The sequence below is a fragment of the Microcoleus sp. S13_C5 genome (assembly GCF_036700845.1).
Classification (GTDB): domain Bacteria; phylum Cyanobacteriota; class Cyanobacteriia; order Cyanobacteriales; family Microcoleaceae; genus Microcoleus.
Genome location: NZ_JAUBPR010000076.1, coordinates 1 through 16,948 on the forward strand (window position 1 = coordinate 1; position 16,948 = coordinate 16,948).

General features: G+C 43.9%; 15 protein-coding genes. 4 read left to right on the plus strand and 11 right to left on the minus strand.

Features of this window, described 5'->3' with window-relative positions:
• Nucleotides 1–194 precede the first annotated feature (194 nt).
• From QUA04_RS19120 to gor, 8 genes are all read right to left on the minus strand, one after another.
• Entirely contained in the window at nt 195–680 is a 486-nt protein-coding gene (locus tag QUA04_RS19120) for a Spy/CpxP family protein refolding chaperone (RefSeq protein WP_333259259.1), read from the minus strand.
• Between the two features lie 19 nt (nt 681–699).
• A complete protein-coding gene (locus QUA04_RS19125; RefSeq protein ID WP_333259262.1) occupies nt 700–1,146 on the minus strand; it encodes a hypothetical protein in 447 nt (148 codons plus the stop codon).
• The gene (locus QUA04_RS19130; RefSeq protein ID WP_333259265.1) at nt 1,143–1,733 is read right to left on the minus strand and encodes a sigma-70 family RNA polymerase sigma factor; all 591 of its coding nucleotides are present in this window, start codon (nt 1,731–1,733) and stop codon (nt 1,143–1,145) included. Before QUA04_RS19130 ends, QUA04_RS19125 begins: the two co-directional genes overlap by 4 nt.
• 731 nt (nt 1,734–2,464) lie before the next feature.
• On the minus strand, nt 2,465–4,513 hold the full coding sequence (locus tag QUA04_RS19135) for a transglutaminase domain-containing protein (RefSeq protein WP_333259268.1): 2,049 nt from the start codon (nt 4,511–4,513) through the stop codon (nt 2,465–2,467).
• A gap of 2 nt (nt 4,514–4,515) precedes the next feature.
• On the minus strand, nt 4,516–5,868 hold the full coding sequence (locus QUA04_RS19140; protein WP_333259271.1) for a DUF58 domain-containing protein: 1,353 nt from the start codon (nt 5,866–5,868) through the stop codon (nt 4,516–4,518).
• Between the two features lie 3 nt (nt 5,869–5,871).
• Entirely contained in the window at nt 5,872–6,834 is a 963-nt protein-coding gene (locus QUA04_RS19145) for a MoxR family ATPase (RefSeq protein WP_333259274.1), read from the minus strand.
• A gap of 55 nt (nt 6,835–6,889) precedes the next feature.
• Nucleotides 6,890–7,426: an opioid growth factor receptor-related protein gene (locus QUA04_RS19150; protein ID WP_333259277.1), complete on the minus strand. Its 537-nt coding sequence runs from the start codon at nt 7,424–7,426 to the stop codon at nt 6,890–6,892.
• 161 nt (nt 7,427–7,587) lie between these two features.
• Nucleotides 7,588–8,931, minus strand: a complete 1,344-nt coding sequence (gene gor, locus QUA04_RS19155) for a glutathione-disulfide reductase (protein ID WP_333259280.1) — start codon at nt 8,929–8,931, stop codon at nt 7,588–7,590.
• Nucleotides 8,932–9,455: 524 nt separating this feature from the next.
• Between gor and QUA04_RS19160 the strand changes: the two genes are divergently transcribed.
• From QUA04_RS19160 to QUA04_RS19170, 3 genes are all read left to right on the plus strand, one after another.
• A complete protein-coding gene (locus QUA04_RS19160) occupies nt 9,456–12,866 on the plus strand; it encodes a HEAT repeat domain-containing protein (protein ID WP_333259283.1) in 3,411 nt (1,136 codons plus the stop codon).
• 27 nt (nt 12,867–12,893) lie between these two features.
• Entirely contained in the window at nt 12,894–13,022 is a 129-nt protein-coding gene (locus QUA04_RS19165) for a hypothetical protein (protein WP_333259286.1), read from the plus strand.
• 230 nt (nt 13,023–13,252) lie between these two features.
• Nucleotides 13,253–14,017, plus strand: coding sequence for an ABC transporter ATP-binding protein (locus QUA04_RS19170; RefSeq protein WP_333259290.1), 765 nt, complete (start codon nt 13,253–13,255; stop codon nt 14,015–14,017).
• Nucleotides 14,018–14,185: 168 nt separating this feature from the next.
• Here the strand turns inward: QUA04_RS19170 and QUA04_RS19175 are convergent, their stop codons facing one another.
• From QUA04_RS19175 to tadA, 3 genes are all read right to left on the minus strand, one after another.
• A complete protein-coding gene (locus QUA04_RS19175; protein ID WP_445242341.1) occupies nt 14,186–14,554 on the minus strand; it encodes a hypothetical protein in 369 nt (122 codons plus the stop codon).
• A gap of 135 nt (nt 14,555–14,689) precedes the next feature.
• On the minus strand, nt 14,690–15,418 hold the full coding sequence (locus QUA04_RS19180; RefSeq protein ID WP_333259295.1) for a lysophospholipid acyltransferase family protein: 729 nt from the start codon (nt 15,416–15,418) through the stop codon (nt 14,690–14,692).
• A 285-nt stretch (nt 15,419–15,703) separates the two neighbouring features.
• Nucleotides 15,704–16,204: a tRNA adenosine(34) deaminase TadA gene (gene tadA, locus QUA04_RS19185; protein ID WP_333259297.1), complete on the minus strand. Its 501-nt coding sequence runs from the start codon at nt 16,202–16,204 to the stop codon at nt 15,704–15,706.
• 79 nt (nt 16,205–16,283) lie between these two features.
• Here tadA and QUA04_RS19190 point away from each other — a divergent pair, with 79 nt between their 5' ends.
• Nucleotides 16,284–16,880: a TerB family tellurite resistance protein gene (locus tag QUA04_RS19190; protein WP_333259300.1), complete on the plus strand. Its 597-nt coding sequence runs from the start codon at nt 16,284–16,286 to the stop codon at nt 16,878–16,880.
• Nucleotides 16,881–16,948 lie beyond the last annotated feature (68 nt).

Genomic DNA, 16,948 nt, shown 5'->3' on the forward strand with positions numbered 1-16,948 from the left:
ACGGCACTATACTTGATTTACTTTTTGTATATCATATATAGTTTATCACTTGTTCGACCTTAAGTAAACCGTATTGGGATATATTACATAAAATCTGGGTTTATGCGCTGCCTGTCTTTATTGGATTTATACGTGCTTACAATGAATCGCAGGGTGCTTACGCACTCTGCGATTCACTCTAAACTACTCGTCAATTACTGTGCTTTTTGACCGTTTTGCATCCGGTTTTTAGCAGTTTGTCGGCGCTGCTGCATCAGTTGAGCTAATTGGCTGCGCTGTTCGGCCGTGAGCACTTCTCGCATTGCGAGTGTACTTTCAAATTGCACCTCTTCCAACTGCTGCCTCAATCCGATTATTTGACGGTGTTTTTCGCGTATTTCGCTGGCATTTGCCGTGCCGGACATCATCGTTTCCAATTCTTGTCTCGCTTGGCGGACTGCTTGCATCCGCTGGGAAACTTGGTCTTTGTAGCGATCGCGCACTGCCTGCATTTGCTGCTTTTGGTCTGCGCTTAAATTAAGTTTCTCGAACATCCCACCTTCCCTGCCACCTGGTCGATTGGGACGCTGGTTTTGTGCAATTGTTTCCGGTTCTATGGGATTGGGAACTGCTATTGCTGCGGCTGTGCTGCCGAGAGTGAGCATTAAAACGGCTAGGGCAGAAATACGACGAATTGACATGAAAATTACCTCTTTGATATTACTTATTTGTTGGCGGTTGACTGTCAGCACCAGGGCTGAAAGTCAACCAGCCTGTTTGCGAGCGATCGGTCATACTTTCTGGGGGAGAATCTTGGAGTACACCCTCCCAGTTAGTAACTAAAAAGGCTTCTAACTGAGCTGTTTCCTTATCTGGCAATTGTGCAGTCTGAAACGGACGGTAGCCAGACCAAAAAACTAGCAGGCTAGCAGCAATCGCAGACGATACAGCCCATTTAGAAAGAGAGGATATTTTCAACCTGTCATCAGACTTATCTGAGGCACTTAATCGCGTTTTTTTGCGGTGGGTTTCATGGAAAACACTCGCCTGATTACTTTCGATTGCTGCTAGAATTTTTTGCTCTAAATCTGGTACAGGTTGAGGAATATTTGGGCGATGTTGCTTCAAGAAATTAACTAAGTCTTGGTCGCTGCTTGGGTTATTCATAGCTCGCTGACACCTTCTTTTTGCAAAAATTGCCGCACAGCATTTCGGGCATAAAACACGCGAGATTTAACGGTTCCCGCAGGCAGTCCCAAAATTTGGGCTACTTCTTTTTGCGGGATGTCTTCTAAGTCGTGCAGCACCAAAACGCTGCGGTGTTCAAAGCTCAATTGCTCCAGTCCCCGCTGCACTAAATCTTGATAGTGTAACTGCATCAAGTCTGATGTGTTATCTTTGAGAATAACCCGATCCATTACTTCTTGATTTTTGAGTTCGGAGTCAAAAGAATGCTGTTTAGCAAATGCTTGTCTTTGGTCGGAAGCCACATTCCAAGTGATTCGATAAAGCCAAGTAGAAAAGTTTTCTTGGTGCTTGAGTTTGGGCAATCCTTTCCAGACTCGCAGGAATACTTCTTGCGCTAAATCGTCAAGAAGTGAGGGGCCGCAGAGTTGGTAAAGGGTTGACCTGACTTTGTGTTGGTAGCGTTGGTAAAGGTAGCGAAAGCAAGTCCGATCGCCCTTTAAACATTGAGCAACTAAGTCCGAGTCGGAACAGTCATCGATTAAAACATTGGCTGACACAGCTAACACCTGTGAAGTCTCCCCCACCAGTTCGTTATCTGAAGTGTTTAGACAGGACGATCGCAAAAAAGGTTCAAAGGAGTCGAAATTTTTTTTCGACGAGGTGGCAGGTAGGGAAACTGCACTGCCGTGTCCTGATTTTTCCTGTAATTAACGGGTTCCAAGGTGTAAAGCCTGGAAACCCAAATCCAGAGTCCGAGCCTGGGTTGAGAAAATGGACGCTCTGACTCGCCCCAGAAGCGTTACTTTCGCTAAGCGCCTAGTAACAAGTAAAACCAGTAAAAATTTGCTCAGCGGGTAGGGAGATGACAATGCCCATTGGTGTCAACTGAACCTCAAATGTAGTGCGAGTCTTCTGTCTAGCGATTAAGACTCGATCGCCCTGGCGCTCCCCCAATCGTTGCGGGGGGACAAGAATCTTCTCTTTCGTCCCCTTTTTAAGGCTACCGCGTACACACAAGTGGATGATGAGCTAGTTTCCACTCTTGCTGTTCGACCAATGCCTTGGTCGAAGGGTAGATTAATTGTATAAGTACCCTGATAAGGCTGCTCTTTTAAGTAGGCATAAAGCAATTGTGACTTGTCTAATAACCGACGGTCTTGTACAAGTGATTTAGAAAAGGTATATATAGCGGTTCTCAATTAAGGGAGGTACAAGTTTAGATTGAATAATTGGGGGATTTACGAATCAATTAAAAACTCATCAATTCCCCCATTTAAAATCTAAATCTGTACATCATTTACCTGAGAAAAGCTATAGTAGACTTACCGCTTTTATTAACCTGAGAGTTTGAGGCGATCGCCTGCCTGCGATATTGCTCGATCCAGGATTTAATTGCCAATTTAAATTCAGCTTTTTGTGCGTCTTGAATTCCTTTTGGATCGAAGCGATCGCAATAATGAATATCGAGCAGCACTGCTAACTCTTCGAGACAATATAATTCCGGTTTTTCTTTTTTTAACCTCTCGATCCAAGTTTTTAAAGACTCGGAAGGAGGGCGAATCAATCCAGACTCATTTAACGCCTGTTCGATTAAATAAAATTCCGATTTAGAACTCAACGAATCTTTGTTATAAATAGCCTTTAGCCATCTTTGTTTGTTAGATAAAATGCGTACAGCTTTCTTAAAATTAGGATTACGAATCCGAAAAAATATTAATGCTGCCAGGAGGATGAGTCCCCCATACTTCAATCCATTGCTACCTGATAAATATCGCAGCCCCAGCAAAATTTTGTAACTCAATAGCGACCATAAATCAGAGATAAATGCCCCTCGGGGAGCCGCAGCATCCTCCATGCTTTCCCAATCAGAAGGCGTAGGATCAAAAGCTTGCCATTTTCCCGCAATATAAGCCAAAGTCCAGGCATGAGCATGGCGACTTCTTACAATATATTGGTTCTCCAAAGAACTAAATTCGTGAACAGAATATCCAACAGCATAACGGGCTGGAATACCGAGTTTTCTTAGGAGAAGTGTCGCAGCGGTAGCAAAATATTCACAATGTCCAGAGCGAGTGTGCAGTAAAAATGTTGATAAAGGCGTAGCATCATTATCTTTGCCCCTAAGCTTCAGTGAATAAACGAATTTTTTTTGGAAAAAGGAGTCTATTTTATCTAATATTTCTGGTGGCGACTTTCCTTGAGTATCCATTTGACTGAGGATTTTATTCAGTGCCGCCATTTCTGATTTTGGTATTTGCAGGTCGTCTTCTGTAGGAGGGCTATCTACAGAATAATTATTATTAAAGTAGCTTCGATAAGCCAGCATATCAACTTTTCCCACCACTTTAATTGTGCCATATTTATTTTTTTCCATCTGAGTGACAGGCAATGCGTCAATTTTAAAAGTTCCATCTGGCAGCTTTAATAAACCTTGGTTGCCTGGGAGTGTAGCCGAAATAGTAATCGTTGATGGATTCGGTAGTGGGTCGCCTAAATCCCAAGTTGTGCCATTAATCTTTGGTTGTACGGGAACAAAGTTAGGATTTAAGGCGAGCCAAAGTGAAGAGTTGTAGCGATTATAAGTGGCTTCTCTTAGCAGTCGGGGAGGAGTCTGTTTAGCTTCAGCAGCAACTCTAAAAATAATTTCATTTGACTGTTTTAATAATCCCACTGACCCGATGTTCGTTTGTTTTTTCAAAAAATCTGTTTCTTGAGAATCCCCATTACTAAGCCATGAGATTGCTTGCTGTTCTACGGCCAGGTGAAGTTGGTGCAGGCCCATCTGTCCTATAAATCCTATACTGCCAGCAATTAACATCAGACCAAGCCAGAGAATAGATGAAACATTTTTCGGTCTCACAGACCACAAAGCAATAGCGGTTAAAGCAAATATCCCAGCATAAAAAGAGATATCTCTACTGTTCGCCGTACTAGCGGATAGCAGACAACAGATAAAATATGGATAATTTAGATTCACCATCAAGGGGTTAAGTAGTGCTTTTTTTGTGGCTTTGTTTAGCCACAAAAACATTAGGCGTATATCCAGACTTTGCTGGACAGAATATACCTGAGCAGCTACCAGTGGAAAAAATACACCAGGAAGCCACTGCAACAAATTATATATCAAGTAAATAGAGCGGTTGGCGACCAGGAGATAAACCAGCAAACAGCACAAAAGAATCAGGCAGAAATTAGCAATGCGCCTAAAATCACTCGCTGAAAAATCCCACCGATAAGGCAACCAGTTAGCTGCCTCTAAAATCAGAGCAATTGGCAAAGCAAAAAACCATAGTCCCGTCTGCCACCCCCAAAAAATTACACTAACACCCAAAAGAAAAACTGGCATTTTCATAATTTCATTAACTCCTCTTGTATTTGACCTAGCTTTAAAATATGGCAGCTTGTTAAGTCATCTTTAATCAACTCTAAATTTAAGCTATCTAATGGAGCTTCTCGCTCTGTTAAAATTAACACTAATGTATGGATACCGCGACTTCTCAGATAATTTACTAATCTTTTTCGAGGTTCGTCCCAACACAAAAATATACAAATACAACCACTTAGCAGAGAGATTTTTTCCATCAAAACTGAGGTGAGCGAGTCAAAATCTTTATCCTGACAGGCACCGACGGAGGCGAGAATTTCTAGCATTTTATCAGTAGAGTTCAGCCCTCTACCAAAGGTAAAACAATAAGCTTCTTGAACGACGAACATCAAATCCAATAAGGATTCTTGAGTCTGAACTTCATAGGATAATGAAGCAGCTATTGAAATTGCCTCTTCTAAAATTTCACTATATTTTACACTTTGAAATGTATCCAAAATTAGGGCGTGCCTCACAAAAAATTCATCCTGTTCTTCTTTGACCATTGGCTTACCTGCTTTTGCCCAACTTTTCCAGTGAATTTTGCGTAGGGGATCTCCCGGTCGATAATCCCGCAGAGACCTAAATTCCTCGGAATCTCCTACGGATGAAGCTAAGGTTACGCCACCTGATTGATATCTTCTTGAGCCAGGAAGCTGAATTGGTGGTAAATGATATAGTTTGGGTAAAATTAAGATAGATTGGGGCAAGGAATTTGTTTTACAAGCATTCCAAATTCCAAAAGGATCAGACCGAGTAACTGTTAGACCACTGAGGCGGACAACACCTCTGCAGGATGGCGTAATTTCACCTACCACTTCTGTTTTGCTATTGGGTGGAAGAGGAGGCAATTCTATGGTTTTAGCTGTGGCGCATTGTTTTCTATAAATCAGCCACAGCCAACGATAATAGCCGAAGTATTTATCCAATGAAGTGCGCTTTTCTTCACCGGGTTCAGGTGTTTCTATGAATTCTTGAAAGCTTGGGTATGTGTCGGAAAAATTTTCCCACAATTTCAGGTTATTTTGACTCTGGCTAGTTTTGTTATGAATGAGTATACGGTATTTTAAAGTGACTCCAACAGTTGCAAATTTTGGCAACAACCGTACTGCATTGAAGCGGAAGCGAAAAAACTTACTAAAAATTATGGCTATTCCTATAATTGACAACAGGAAAGTAAAAATTTGATAAGTTACAGTCTGATTAGTATCTAATCCTAAAATTCCCGCTAAAAGCGTGCAGCTAAACACTGCTAACCCGTTGTTGGTCAATCGCTTCTTTCGCGATCGATTTACACGCGCACCGAAGCGAAAAATAGCGTAGAAAAAACGTTTCATTTTTTAGGCTGGTACAGGAATAGATTTGATAATTTCTTCAACAACACCTGCGGCCATTCTACCAGAAAAACGCGCTTGAGGTTCCATTACTAGGCGATGAGCGATGACTGATACCGCCTGTTCTTGAATATGTTCGGGCGTAACAAACTCATAGCCATCGAACAAAGCTAATGCTTGAGCAATTTTCATTAAAGCTATGGAAGCTCTGGGACTCGCCCCTAGTTGTACGCCTTCGGCTGAGCGAGTTGCATTCACGATATCTACGAGGTAACGTTTCAATTCTTCACTAATTCTAACTTGCTTTACCTGCTGTTTTAAGCTAATTATATCCTCTAAATTAACGCAGGTTTGAAGTGTATCAATAGGATGTTGATTAATTTGATCTCCGAGCAGGTTAACTTCGTCTTCGGGCGAGATGTATCCTAGACTAAATTGAACTGCAAAGCGATCCATTTGGGCTTCAGGCAGCGGATAAGTGCCACGAGATTCTACTGGATTTTGAGTAGCAATGACAAAAAATGGGTCTTTAAGTTTGTGCAAATTTCCGTCAATGCTGACTTGAGATTCGGCCATTGCTTCTAGGAGGGCGGATTGGGTTCGCGGTGATGACCGATTGATTTCGTCAGCCAAGATAATATTAGCAAAAATTGGGCCTTCGTGGAAATGAAATGTGCGTTGATTGGGGTCGAGCATGGATATGCCCAAGATATCGGATGGCAAAAGGTCAGGTGTAAATTGAATGCGTTTAAAGGTGACATCGACAGATAAGGCTAGGGCTTTAGCTAGGGTAGTTTTACCTGTACCGGGATAATCTTCTAGGAGGACGTGCCCGCCACTCACAAAAGCTGACAGCAATTTCCTGATTGCTGCTGATTGCCCTTTTACCACTTTTTGAATGTTGTTGGAAATCCTTTGATAAATTTCTCTGCCCGACTTAGCGTGATTTTCTGTAATTGCTTTATCCATTATTTATTGTGTTCGTAGCGTTCGGTTACTGTCCCGCTGAGTGGCTTCGCTCGATTTAACTATTTACAGCATTTTTCCAATATGTATAAGTTTTTAAACCAATACTTTCTTTATTTTCATTATATATCTCATCCAAACACCTGAAAAGAGCCAAAGCATAATTCTTCACTCCCAAATTTGTCAAACTTGTGAGAATCCTAGTCAGCCGCAGGTAGTTGTGATTAAATTGTTCAATCCACTCTCTTTTTCTTGACAAATATTCGTCTGATTTGGAAATTACTATTTCTGCGTTTTCCCCTTCCCGGCATTCCAACCCGTAAAACGCCAGCATGACTTTTAGAGATTTGACTAAGCGATTTCTCAACTCTTCACTCGTTCTAAAAGCTTGAATCACCTCATCATTTAAAGTAGGAGCACTGGAATTAAAGCGGCTCTTTTCTCTCAGCGGAAACAGCCATTGAATGTAATTGTGCACGGATTCCAGCTTTTGGTAATCCCACGACCAAATATCCTCGATCGCCCGACCTTGTGAATCAGGCTGGTGACCGAGATAGAATGCTAAAATTTTGTTTTGTTTGGTTGAATTACTCATTAGTTTCTTCACGGGCGGGCAGGATGCCCACCCCACAATAAAATTTAATTTTTCTGTGGAACAGGCATCCTGCCTGTTCTGGAAAATGGTGCAATATCTGAATTTTAAGCGAACTTAGGCTGCTTCGCCAGGGGTTTAAACCCCTGGCTGCTTCGCCCGCTTTACCGCAGAGTCACAAACTCTTCAGCAGTCGATGGGTGAATGCCAATAGTCGCGTCGAAGTCTTTCTTCGTAGCTCCCATATTAACAGCGATCGCCATTCCTTGAATAATCTCGCCCGCGTCTTTCCCAACCATGTGCACGCCTAAAACTCGATCGGTATTAGTCTCAACGATTAACTTGACAAAAGTTTTCTCGTCTGCACCTGTCAAAGCGTGAAACATCGGCCGAAACTTGGCTGTGTAGCACTTAATTGAGTCGGGGAACTTTGCTCTAGCCTGCACTTCGTTTAAGCCGACTGTACCCGCTTCCGGCTGGGAAAATACCGCCGACGGCACATTTTCGTAATTGATTGCTCTGGGATTGTGGCCAAATTCAGTATCTGCAAAAGCGCGTCCTTCGGCGATCGCAATTGGCGTTAAATTGATGCGGTTGGTGCAATCTCCCACTGCAAAAATGTGCGGCTGACTGGTGCGGCTGTCTTTGGTAACTGCGATCGCACCTTTATCTGTTTCTACTCCCGCATTTTCTAAACCCAATTTGTCTAAATTAGGCTGACGCCCGGTAGCGCACAACAGCGCGTCTACTATTAGCGTTCCTTCGGATGTTCCCGACAGAGTTAATTGTAAGCCTTCTGGGGTTTTCTCAATGTGGTTGATTGAGCTTTCTGTCAAAATGTTTATTCCGTGCTTAATCATTCCTTCTTGCACGTTGGTGCGAATTTCTGTGTCAAATTCGTTCAAAATTAAGTCACGGCGGATGATTTGAGTTACTTGGCTTCCCAACCCGTTCATAATGCAAGCAAATTCGACGCCGATGTAGCCTCCTCCCCAAATTGCCAACCGTTTTGGCTGCTCTTTTAGGAGGAATATTTCGCGAGAGGTAATCGCGTGTTCAATGCCGACAATTGGGACTCTTTGCGCTTCTCCGCCGACTGCAATTAAGATTTTGGCTGCGGTAAATTTTTTGTCACCAACTTCGACGGTGTGGGGATCAATAAATTTGGCGTATCCTGAGATTAATTCGACTCCGGCTTTTTCGAGGAAGCTGATATGCAGTTTGCTCAGCCGCCGCACTTCTGTGTCTACCGTGGTGACGAGTTTTTCCCAGTCGAAACTGCTTTCTACTGGACTCCAACCGTAGCCCACCGCATCTTCGTAAAGGTGCGAAAATGTTGAGGCGTACACCATGAGTTTTTTGGGGACACAGCCGCGAATTACGCAGGTTCCGCCTACTAAGTCATTTTCGGCGATCGCCACTTTTGCGCCGTAGGATGCTGCTCGCTTGGAACTCGCCAATCCGCCGGAACCCGCACCTATCACAAACAAGTCGTAGTCGTATGTCATAATTGTCTGTACCTTCTTATCGCCCACTTACCAATTTTACGCTTTACTTTTCTTAATGATATCTCAAAAAATTTTTGTTTTTTTTGGGGAGCCACTACTTTACTGTTGGCGATTGATATGGTATTATTAAATAATAGGATATTATACCTTAATTTTAAATTTACTCACACTTCCATTATTAGATTATAACACAAGCGATCGACCAGAAACATATAAAAATATAACTATTTTCTAGCCGCCGCCACAAATAAAAGAGCTAATTGTCGATCGCTCGTTATAGCCGAGTCGAACTCCCGTAAATCCCTGTAAAAAAGCGCAACTTTGATGCTCTTCCCGATTTTTAAGGGGTAGTAGGGGGCAACAATCAGGCGGGATCAGGGCTAATCGCAGCGCAGCGATAGAAAACTGATACTACCCTAACCTATCGGGGCAATCACGGGAGATTACCCTACAGTTTTTGATAATTTCATCAATCCTTGATAATTGCTATATTATAAACATAAATTAATTATCGGGCTAGCTTTATGATCGAGTGGCTGGTAGTCTGGGGAGCAACGGAAGCAGTAGGCATTCTCGTTAAACCCATCTTAGAAGATTTAGTCAAAGACGGCGCGAAGGATTTTGCTAAAGATTTTTTTAAAGATTCCCTGAAAAACGTCTTATTAGGCGAAAAAGACCCGCGAAAAGTCGCAGCGGGTAAAGCGATCACAAAGTTTTTGAAGTTGGTAGAACAGCAGTTGAAAATTGGCGGAGTTCCCGCAGAGCAAATTAAGCTGTATATTAAAGATGTTAAACAGTTTATCAATAACAAGTCTGTTAAGGAAATTTTGGGCAAGGCTTTTGAGAGCGATCGCGAATCTCTCGATGCAGAACTTCTCGAACAAAGCTGGACTCAACTAAATTTAACTCCTTTACCAGCAAGATTTAAGTGGCAAACCATCGCCACTCAGTATCTGGCAGAAGTTCAAGAAATTCTCTTTGACTCAAAAGACTTGCGCGATATCTTGAATGCTCAAAATCTGGATAGCATTCAGAAAAATACTCAAGAAACGGCGGGGATTATCCCAGAATTTGACTTGAGGCAATATCAAGAAGCTCTGTGCGAGCGTTACAGCAATCTCAATTTAAGCAGCGTCGATCCCAATACCTACGATTATCGGGAAAAGCTGAAGGTTTGGCAAATCTTTATTTTCCAAGATGTGCGATCGATTTACGAATCATTTCTGCCCCAAGCTTACGAAATTCCTAAAGAACATCAACGGCGGCTGCAAGACAGCAATCAATTAGACGCGATCGATCTAGAAAATTTAGAGAAATATCGGCGCGGTTATTTTTCTCAGCCGATCGTATCGGTGTTAGATGTTATCAATGACAAGCAAAAGTATCCCTACATTGTTATTTTAGGCGATCCGGGTTCTGGCAAATCTACTCTGTTACAATATTTAGCATTAAACTGGGCGCGATCGCCCTTAAATAGCGTAACATCTCAGCCGATTCCGCTGCTAATAGAATTGCGGACTTACATTCGCAGCGGGGAATCAGGACATTGCAAGAATTTCCTCGAATTTTTCCATCAAAGTCCCGGTTCAATTTGTCACTTGAATCAGCATCAATTGCAGGAACAGCTTAAAGCAGGCGACGCTGTGGTGATGTTCGACGGGTTAGATGAAATTTTCGATCCCGGGAAACGAGAAGATGTAATTACCGCGATTCATCGGTTTACCAATGAGTATCCGCGCGTGCGAGTGATTGTCACGTCTCGGATTATTGGTTACAAACCTCAACGGTTGCAAGATGCAGGGTTTCATCACTTTATTCTGCAAGATTTGAACGCGGAACAAATTCAGGATTTTGTTCGCCGGTGGCACGAATTAACTTTTACTGATGCTGGGGAAAAAGCGCGGATTAGTGAGCGCATGAAAAGAGCATTAGCGTATTCATCCACGATTCGAGATTTAGCGGGTAATCCGTTATTGTTGACGATTATGGCGATTTTAAATCGCGGGCAAGAATTGCCGAGAGACAGGGCGGAACTTTACAATCAAGCTTCGCGGGTATTGCTGTATCAATGGGATGTGGAAAGGTCTTTAGTAGAGGATAGCAGGCTCGATCCCAAAACTATTGACGCTAAAGATAAGCAAGAAATGCTGCGGCGAGTCGCTTACAAAATGCAAGCAGCACCTGAAGGGTTGGCTGGCAATATTATTAGTGCGGAAGATTTGGATAATACCCTGACAGCATATCTGAAGAATAAAGATTTCGATCGACCGAAAGAGCGGGCAAAGTTGATAATTAACCAACTGCGAACTCGCAACTTTATTTTATGTTATTTGGGTGCGGATACTTATGGGTTTGTGCATCGAACTTTTTTGGAATATTTCTGTGCGTCGGAGGTGGTGGAAAGGTTTCAGAAGACACAGGAAATTTCACTGGAGGAGTTGAAAAGTGAAGTTTTTGGCGAACACTGGGATGATGAATCTTGGCAGGAAGTTTTGTGCTTGATTGCGGGATTGATTGCTGGAAAGTTTACAGGGAAATTGATTGAGTTTTTGATTGAAGAGGATGGGGCAGCCAAAAACTTCAGCAATCTGTTTTTGGCAGCGAAGTGTTTGGAGGAGGTAAGGGAGAGAAAAGAGATTGCTGCGGTTGAGAGTCAATTGCTTGAACGCTTAAAAGAGTTAACCAAGTATGACCTCAATTACTATTATGAGGCTTATGGAGAAAAGGCACGTCTAGTGGAGAAAATTCGCACTCAAGCAGTAAGTGCGATCGCCTACACTTGGAAAGATGACCCAAAAACCTTACCTTGGCTCAAACAAGTGGCTAAATTTGATGAGGATTCAGATGTGCGACAAGCAGCAGTCAAAGGATTAGCACGAGGGTGTAAAAATGACCCAAAAACCTTACCTTTGATCAAACAACTTGCTCAATCTGATGATAATTCGGATGTGCGATATGCAGCAGTCGAACAATTAGCATGGGGGTGGAAAGATGACCCGGAAACCTTATCTATCCTCAAACAAATTGGTCAATCTGATGATGATTCGGATGTGCCATATGCAGCAGTCAAAGAATTAGCACGGGGATGGAAGGATGACCCGGAAACCTTACCTTGGCTCAAAGAAATGGCTCAATCTGATGCTAATTTTGGTGGGCAATATGCAGCAGTCCAAGAATTAGTACGGGGGTGGAAGGATGACCCTGGAACCTTACCTTGGCTCAAACAACTGGTTCAATCTGATGATACTTTTTGGGGGCAATATACAGCAGTTCAAGAATTAGCATGGGGGTGGAAAGATGACCCGGAAACCTTATCTATCCTCAAACAACTGGCTCAAGGTGATGATAATTGGTATGTGCGATGTGCAGCAGTCCCAGAATTAGCACGGGGGTGGAAAGATGACCCGGAAACCTTACCTATCCTCAAACAAAGATCTCAATCTGATAATCATTGGGCTGTGCGGCAAGCAGCAGTCCCAGAATTAGCACGGGGGTGGAAAGATGACCCAGAAACCTTACCTATCCTCAAACAACTGGCTCAATTTGATGATGATTCGGCTGTGCGACGTACAGCAGTCCAAGAATTAGCTGGGGGGTGGAAAAATGACCCGGAAACCTTACCTATCCTCAAACAACTGGCTCAATCTGATGATAATTGGGATGTGCGACGTGCAGCAGTCCAAGAATTAGCGCTGGGCTGGAAAGATGAACCAGGAATATTTGAATGGTTGGGCGATATTGCTATCAATCATCCTTTTGAACGCAAATCCAAATTCCAAGAGAATCCCAGACAAACAGCACTTGAAATCATGATCAAGCAATACCCCGGTCGCCCAAAAACTTTAGAAATACTGCGCGATCGATTTTCCCACGATCCCGATGAAAAAGTTCGCCAGTTTGCCCAGAAAAAGTTGACCCAATTAGAGAAGCTGTGAGAGAAACACAAAAAGCAGAAATAAAATATGACTGTAGCTACTAATATCCCCCAAGCTTATGCAGAAATAGTTGAATTTTTGGCGACGGCCACACTCCCCACAGCATTATCAACTTTCAACTCTCCGAGGAAGCAAAAGAGCATATCCTCAACCTAATTTATGCCCACAATAATCAAGGCTTGACCCGCCCTGGAAAAAGCAAAATAGATAACTATCTAGTGCTAGAACATCAGATGACTCTCATCAAACAACTCACAAACACGTCCTTAAAGATTTAGTTTTTTTATATCTCGTCAATTAGCGTCCAAACGATCGCCACGACCGCCGCCAAAACCGATAAGAAGTGTTAAGTTAGTAGTTAGTTGTGTCGATCGCACAGAAAAAAAATGCCTGAACTACAAACCGATACATACCAAGACCTCGACCCGAAAGTCCTCTCAAAGCCCGTTGTTGTCGGTCTGGAAGATGTAACAAAAGTTTACGGGATTGGCGACCTGGAAGTTCGCGCCTTAAACGGCGTCAGCTTGACGGTAAGACAAGGAGAATATTGCTCGATTATGGGCGCATCGGGTTCCGGCAAATCTACAGCTATGAATATTATCGGTTGTCTCGATCGACCTACGAGCGGCAGTTACTACTTAGACGGCGTAGATGTCGCCCAAATGCCGGAAGAAGAATTAGCGGGAATTCGCAATTTAAAATTAGGTTTTGTCTTCCAACAATTTCACCTGTTGCCTCAATTGACAGCATTAGAAAATGTCATGTTACCGATGGTTTATGCCGGCATCCCCGCCGCAGAAAGACGCGAACGGGGAGTAGATGCTTTAACAAAAGTTGGTCTGGAAAGTCGGCTGCAAAACAGACCGAATCAACTATCAGGAGGACAGCAGCAGCGGGTAGCCATCGCCAGGGCTATTGTCAACCGTCCCGTGTTGCTGCTGGCTGATGAACCTACAGGTGCATTGGATACAAAAACTACTCAAGAAGTAATGGATATTTTTACAGAATTTAACGAAAGTGGCATGACTGTTGTTATGGTAACGCACGAACCGGAAGTGGCCCGCCAAACTCGCCGCGTTGTCTGGTTCCGCGATGGTAAAGTTATTCACAATAATCTCAATCCTGCAGAGCTTTCACACGCTGTATTTTAGTAGAAAATTCGGTGAAAAGTCGGCGATTGAAATCGCTTCTAGAGAAACGAAGTCCGCCTGCGCGGACTGAAGAATCAAGAAAGTATCAGTCCTCATAGCAGCACTTTAGCTATTAGACAGGGGTTTTCAACCCCTGGCGGATTAATAGACAAAACGCCAGATATGTGATTAATGAAAAGCACTCGGAAAAGCTTCCCAAACTCGATCGACAAAATCTCTAAGTTGCCGAGATGCGATCGCACGATCCTTTTTCTCAGAGTCCAGAGACTGCAACTGAGTCAACAGCGAAATTACCTCTGTATCTAAAGCCGCCCGAAACAAACTCCGCGGCCACAGCAAATCAGCACCATCTCGCAAATCGGATAAAGTGTATTCTTCCGCCCATGGCGCCGATAAATCCTTCCCCGACGCCGATACAACTAACATCAAAGGGCGCACCCAACAAACTTGACGTGCCTCAACCACTTGGATTACCTCGGAATGCAGGCACGCATCTCCACATTCTAAACTGACAATTTGACCAGGCTTAAAGTTCAAAGCACAACCCATTAATGCTCACACTTAATACAGACATAACAAAGCAGCCAAATAAGTGGTGCAGCTCTCGACAGCACCCAAAAACATTATATCATAATTCCTTCTTCCTTCTTCCCCCTTCCTTCTTCCTTCTTCTCAACTTTCATCAAGCTTTTTAAGAGCCATTTCGAGCTCGGCTGTCAACAATCGTGCTTCTTTTTTACCACCGCCACCATTGGCATAATCCGCCACGGAAATCGGAGAACCGATCGCAATTTTTACCTGAGCACCCCATTGAGGAATGCGCGGGCGATAGCGGATACTCATCGGTACAATTTTCACGCCCAAACCCGGTTTGCTCAACTCTGCTTGCATTGCCAAACGCGCCAATCCCGGCTTAATAGGATGAACTTCGCCATCCTGAAAAATGCCGCCTTCGGGAAAAATCACCAACATTTCCTTATCGAGGAGTAGTTCCACCCCATAACGGAGACTGCCAATTGCCGGATGCTTGAGATCCACAGCAAACCCCCCCAAATGTCTGATGAACCAACCTTGCACTCCTTTGACTTCATCAGCAGTTACCATAAACCGCAAATCCCGTCCAGTCACCTTCTGTCCAGTTGAATAAGGCATCATCAGGGCATCCCACCGCGAGCGGTGCGTAGGGGCTAAGATGACAGGCCCGTCTTTCGGCAAGTGCTCCTGTCCGGTTATCTCAATCTTGCCAAAATGAAACGGTAGGACAACATAGTGACCTAGCGGATAGAGCAAGGAGGTTAACCAAGGAGAAACGCGAGAGGTATTAGATGCTACCTTGGCAGGCATTGGCTTCACTAGAGATGATTTACTGGACTCAACGGCGATCGTGGCGGTGTGGGGCATAGCAATTAAGCTGCTTTCTCGAGATCTAAAGTCTAAAGTAAGTTGTTGGACAAATCTTTAGTTTTTGGATCGGGACAGTTTTGCTATTGGCCTTGTGCCGATCGAGCGATCGCGCCCGCAAGAGATAATCTCTAACAGGTAAAACCTCAGCCAACCGGACAGCACTAATACAGAGTAGTCGGCCGCCTGGAAAGCTTGAGCGGGCAATTACGGATCTATTATTTCAGCTAAAGGGTCAAGTTCGATTAAACATCGCCCAGAGAAGAGAGTAAAAAATTTTACCTGTTAATTTTTCCGCCGCCCTTCAAACCACGAAAGCAACTGATCGCGGCAAACAGACTCCATAATACCGCCGAGCACCTCTAAGCGGTGACACGAATGCGCGCTATCTGGAATATTAGCCGCAGTCCGAATCGTGCCCGTTTTCGGGTCATCTGCTCCGTATACCAGCAAACCAATCCGAGCTTGGACGATCGCACCCGCGCACATCGGGCAAGGTTCCAGCGTTACGTAGAGCGTGCATTGGTTGAGATGCCAGTCTTGCAAAACTTTGCCGGCAGCCCGCAAAGCCAAGATTTCAGCGTGAGCAGTCGGATCGCAATCTCGCTCTCGCCGATTTTGCGCTTCGGCAATCAATTTGCCAGTACCGTCAACAATGGCAGCACCAACGGGTACTTCACCAGCATCACCCGCCGCTTGCGCCAATTCCACAGCCCTAGTCATCCAGCGTTTGTGAATAAAATAAGTAGTATCACTAATAGACAATGGCTCAGTTTTAGAATTCACGTCATACCTACGTAACAGAAAAACTTAAGATCGAGAAAGCAAAGTTACATTACAGCTTAATAGAAAGTCATTTTTAATTATGGACACCACCACGATCTCCACTGAAATTGTTGAGCTGTTGTGCCGCATTAGCCGGCAAAAGCTGCGCGAACAAGATATCACTCCTTTGGTAGTGTTTCTGACGGCTCTAATTTCCATCCTGCGCGGAGTGATGATTATTGACAGGACGATCGCAGTTGAAGAAGAAGAACGGCTGCAAAAGACTCTCAAAGCCTTTGCCAGCGGCGACCGCGATCGGGTAGAACTAATTCAGCGCCTTGTCAAAGGAATCTCCAAACAGCAGGTTTACTTCAACCCCACGGAATTGCTAACCCTGACAGCTTTGTTCTCAGAATCAGAAAAACTGTTGCTTATCGGTTCCGGCTACGAAATGTCAGCGGCAGACGGACACATCGATATGCGGGAGCAAATGTACTTACAGTCGATCGCAAATCGGCTCGGCCTCGACTCCAGACACATTGCAGTCATAGACACTTTATTTACTAAAGAAGGAACCCTCGACTCAGAAGCTTTTGCCGAAGTTCAAGCTTTACTCGATCCCAGCGAATTCGAGTCCCGCGATCCGGTATTTGGCAAAGCAGCAAAGCACTTGCTGAATATTTTACTCCGCAAATAAATTTTTGGGCAGTAAAAGTAGTGAGAGAGGATTTCGAGGATTTGACGCTGTTTCCAATTGAGATGGAA